Genomic DNA, 4343 nt, shown 5'->3' with positions numbered 1-4343 from the left:
TGATGACATCGTTGTACCCTCCAAGTTCCGCAAGTATATCCCGAACGACCGGCGGCGGATTGTGCGCCGCAGTTGTGGGTTGTGCGTTTTACATCGATATGGAGCGCATTCCCGGGGCTTGCAGCACTTCTCCCGTTGCTGGCTGACCAGACCTGGCCGGTGCGGGGGTGCATTCGGATGGCCTACCGTGTATGTAGGCCATGGACACTTGACCCTGGCCGACTTCTCGTTCCCGAATCCTCGACTTGCGCCAGATTCACCCTCTGTCCGCCGATCAGGTTCGTGTATACTGCCGCAACGGTACGCCCACACTGGCGAAACGCAGTCGTGCTTGCCAGAGGCAGAGCTCGCAGAAGACTAACGGACTATGTCGGAGTCTCACGTTGAGCGGGACCGATCAGGCTTGTGCGTTCCCTGATGCGGGTGCCTCTGGCACATCAACTTTCTTTGGCGGTTCAGCGGGTGGAGGAACCAATTGCAACCATTTCTCACCCGACGGGGTTTGCACTTTCACCCCTCCCTTTCGCAACTGCTCGACCTCATCCTCCTTCAGCGAGGTGAAGATGATCGTTTGAAACTGGGCGTTGCGCGCAAGCTGCTTGCTGAGGAACTCCACGAATCGGCTGCGGTGTCCAGGGTCGGGATTCTGCTGCAACGGTTCGTCGAGAATAACTATGCCGGGATGTAGCCCGCCGTCGTTCGTCCCGGTCGCAGCCAGAGCCAAGGCATAAGCCGTCGTCAAGCGCGAGTGATCGCTGGCCGAACCGAGCGAACGCAGCCGCCGGTTGTCGAGATAGGGCACGTATTGCTCGTCGAATATCAACAGGCTCTCCGTACCTTGCCGGACCTCACTATGCCGGAGTTCAACGAGGTATTTCCGAAGGGCGTCAAGAAACGCCTGCCGCCGTCCGCCCAGATCCGCTGAACCGACCTCTTGGCCAGACGCAGCGACCGCATCCGCAACCCAGCGATCAATTTCCCCCTGAAGCTCCTCGATTTCCGCGATGCTGTCCCGCGCCCTATCCGTCTCCCGATCTATTGCGGAGAGGTCGCCTACAATCCGGGCAACCTGTTCACGTTCCGCGCCAATAGCCGCCGTCACGCTCATCAACACCCGCTCGGCCTCCCGTAGCTCGGTATCGAGATTCAGCATCGACGCCCGCGCGGTTCTGAGTCCCGCCTCGATCGACCGCGAATTGCTCACCATCATGTCGCGATCCCGCTTCAGAGCCTCGATATGCGTGCTGATCGACTCCGCCGACTGGTCGGTTAATGCAAACGTCACGGGATCGAGGTCACGATGGCATGTCGGGCACTCGACATGATCCAGCCTCCCGACTCCGGTCACTTTTAGACGCAAGAGATCGCTCGCTGACTGTATCCGGTGGTCGAGGCTGCCAATCAACTCATCCGTCTGTTCCTTCTGGATTCGTAACGTACTCAGTGACTCATTCAGCGTATGGCGGCGCCGTTTCAGTTCAATTGCCCTCTGGGAAGCTTCCGCCGGAGCCGAGTTGTTGTGACGGTCAACCCCATCGGTTGTAAGCGCCTTCCGCAGGAGTTCGGCGCGGTCGGAAAGATCGCTGATCTTCGCGGAAAGATCAACATTCGCGTCATGCTTAAGCGCCTGGCTCAAGTTCCGGCGCGTCCAACGCTTCACAATATCCTCTAGTGACCCGCCGCCGGTCCAGTCGACGTGCCAATCGCGCCGCTCTGCCATGTTCGTCACACGCTCGGCGATGTTACGGGCAAGCTCACGGAGCGCGCCTTGCCGCTGTGCACTCTGGCGCTGTGCCACCCGTGCCTTGATCGCACCTATGGAGCCGAGCAGATACTCCACGGCAATTTCCTTAATCTCTAACTGGCCGTAGCGCCCGATCTGCTGCGCCTGAATTTCCGCCCACCCTTCCGTCTGGTCTATATAGAACGAAGGCACCAGGTTCTCAAGATACACTTCCGAGGCTGTCCCCTTGAACGTCGAGACCTCGACGCGCGGCCACTTGAGCCACTCGAAGAGGAAGTGCTGCAAGCCGCCTGTCTCGTCTTGCATTGTGCCCCGCCTGGCGACAAGCCTGCTCTCCCGGGCCTCCCCTTCGGTCTGCTCCGTCACGCCAACGTCGTCGGTATTGCCTTTGATCGCCCGGCATAGCCGCAGTCTGCGGCCGTCGTCATGAATCAGCTCTATCTCGCACTCCGACGACAGGACGTCCGTATAGCTGTCGTCCGGCAGCTTCAGGCGCTCAAGGACGGCCTGCGGAAAACAAGTGGCATCATTACTGAATATCCCGAAGATCGGTTCGACGCCGAGGCACCATGCGACCGTTTTCGCGGCGAGGGATTTCCCGAAAGCGTTGTCCGCAGAGATGATTTGCAGCCCGCCCGAGAACTCCAGGGTACCGGCAAACGGCCCAGCCGCCGATTGCCCCCTCACGGCGATGAATGAGAGGCGAATCACACGCCCTCCAGCATGCGGACGGTCACGCGGACATGGGCCAGTTCCTCTAAGGTCCGCCGCTCCGCTACGAAAAGGTCGGCGCTAACCGCCGCCGTGTAGATATTGGCCAAAAGCTCTGCATTGCTGCCAGCGGCAAGATGCGTCCCCATCCATTCGAGGGCGCCGCGGGCGACCAGAAACGCCACCACGGCGTCGTACATCCGATCCCCCAGGAACCCCCGCCGAAGATCGTGGGCCGCGAATGATGTCCCGTCGTCTCCGGCTGCGCTCCAGGACCAGATAACCGACATAAGCCGGGGCCGGATCGCGATGAACTGTAGGAGCTTCAGCTTTGTGGCGTGAATGCGCCGCCTAATTGGCGGCGCTTCCTTGGCGTGGAGTTCAAATGCGGCTGCGATCACGAAGATGCGGTAATCGAGATCATATATTGCTGAAGGGACCAGGCGCTCTGTTCGCACCCGCGGCTGCGCCTGACTCGATTGCAGCAGAGCCGACAGGGTTTCGATTGCTGCCCGCTCAGGCATGCGCCGGTGCCTCCCAGCCGATGGGGCATTCGCCGATCAATCGCGCGACCTCGCCGGAGCTGATTGCGCCGAGCAGCGTGGTGCCGAAAGCCGCCTCGAAGTCCGGCGCCAACACGCCAGTCGCAATTTCCCCTGCCCGACCCAATTCCGCCCACGGCTTGTCCGAGGCAATCATCAACTGCGCCACCTTTTGCAGGATGCGGCGTCGATGATCCTCCAGTGTTTTGTGCAGCGTCGGCAGCGTTCCATCGAGCCTCTGCTCGAACGCAAGCGCCATGCGCCAATCGGACAGAAGCGCCTCTTTTAGACTTGCGATGCCTGGTGCCTGATGGGCCGGGCAGATTTTGCCCAGCGAATTCATCTTGGCGTCGAAATCAGAGGGATTCTCTATTGCGACAAGCTCGGCTGCACTCTGCACCTCCTTCAGGAACTTGGCGTGGCGCGACCGAAGGATGGTGCTTTCATCGACGGGATACAGTGTTGCGAGTTGCTTCGGCCCCCAGACGACAACAGAAGCGCCTTCATCCACGTATCTGCACGTGCTGGCCTTTCGGTATTTCTTAACCGCGGTGCCGATGGGTCCGATAATCCGATGACTCTCGAACCAATTGACTATCAGCCTGATGTGCTTGACGGTCGTCCCATCCGGCAGAATTGTCGCAATCTCCTTGTTCTCGATTTGCACGATCTTCCCATCGTCCATATCCAGTTCAAAGAGCTTGCGTAGATCGCCTCTAAATTTGTCGACGATGTCCGCTGTGAGGTCCTTCGCGGCCTTGAACTTGTCGTATTCCGGCCCGTAGCAGCAATACGCATGTTCGGCGTCGTGCGAGAGCCCATCGAGCCCCCCGTCGCCATGTGGCTTCCTGGGGACATCCTGAAAGCTGAGAATCGCATTCCCCAGCCGTACGCACACTTCGGCCTGAAAGTCGTCACCCGTGAGTTGGGATAGGGCGCGGGCGTATTCGTGACTCAGGGACATGTTGTCGTCTGGCAACAAGTTAACGTCAAATGTTCCGGAACAGAGAGTGTATCAGAGCGCGGCAGCCTGAGGGGAGTTCATCGCAAAGATGCGTGACAAAGATTGGCTGCGGTTTCGGTCTGACCCGCAAAGACACCCACGGGGGAATTCCAACGCCCGACGTACGCGGGCGGATTACTCCCCATAAACGCCCCTTGCAGCCGCTGATCTACCTGTCTCCTCTTAGTGTCCCCCCGTAGCCCGAACCCCCTGCAGCGACTCCGCCTTGCTCAAGCGCGGCCAGTTGAACCCGTACAGCGCCACCACCACGAAGCACAACATCGGCACGATGAACGCGCGCGACATGTCGTACTGGTCCGCTACATATCCCATCAGCTTGGGC

3 protein-coding genes are annotated in these 4343 nt (G+C 59.8%); all 3 read right to left on the bottom strand.

What is annotated here, in order from left to right:
- Positions 1-397 precede the first annotated feature (397 nt).
- Genes VN577_22075 through VN577_22065 form a run of 3 tightly spaced genes read right to left on the bottom strand, consistent with a single transcriptional unit; the run spans position 398 to position 3961 of the window.
- Positions 398-2455 (bottom strand): hypothetical protein, encoded by a 2058-nt coding sequence (locus VN577_22075; protein ID HWR17532.1) that lies wholly within the window; start codon positions 2453-2455, stop codon positions 398-400.
- The gene (locus tag VN577_22070; GenBank protein HWR17531.1) at positions 2452-2979 is read right to left on the bottom strand and encodes a hypothetical protein; all 528 of its coding nucleotides are present in this window, start codon (positions 2977-2979) and stop codon (positions 2452-2454) included. Before VN577_22070 ends, VN577_22075 begins: the two co-directional genes overlap by 4 nt.
- Positions 2972-3961: a hypothetical protein gene (locus VN577_22065; protein HWR17530.1), complete on the bottom strand. Its 990-nt coding sequence runs from the start codon at positions 3959-3961 to the stop codon at positions 2972-2974. The genes VN577_22070 and VN577_22065 overlap by 8 nt, the downstream gene beginning before the upstream one ends.
- Between the last annotated feature and the right edge of the window lie 382 nt (positions 3962-4343).

This window comes from Terriglobales bacterium (assembly GCA_035561515.1).
Classification (GTDB): domain Bacteria; phylum Acidobacteriota; class Terriglobia; order Terriglobales; family Acidobacteriaceae; genus DATMXP01.
Note: the sequence above shows the minus strand (reverse complement) of the source record. Positions and strands in the feature narration are given on the sequence as shown.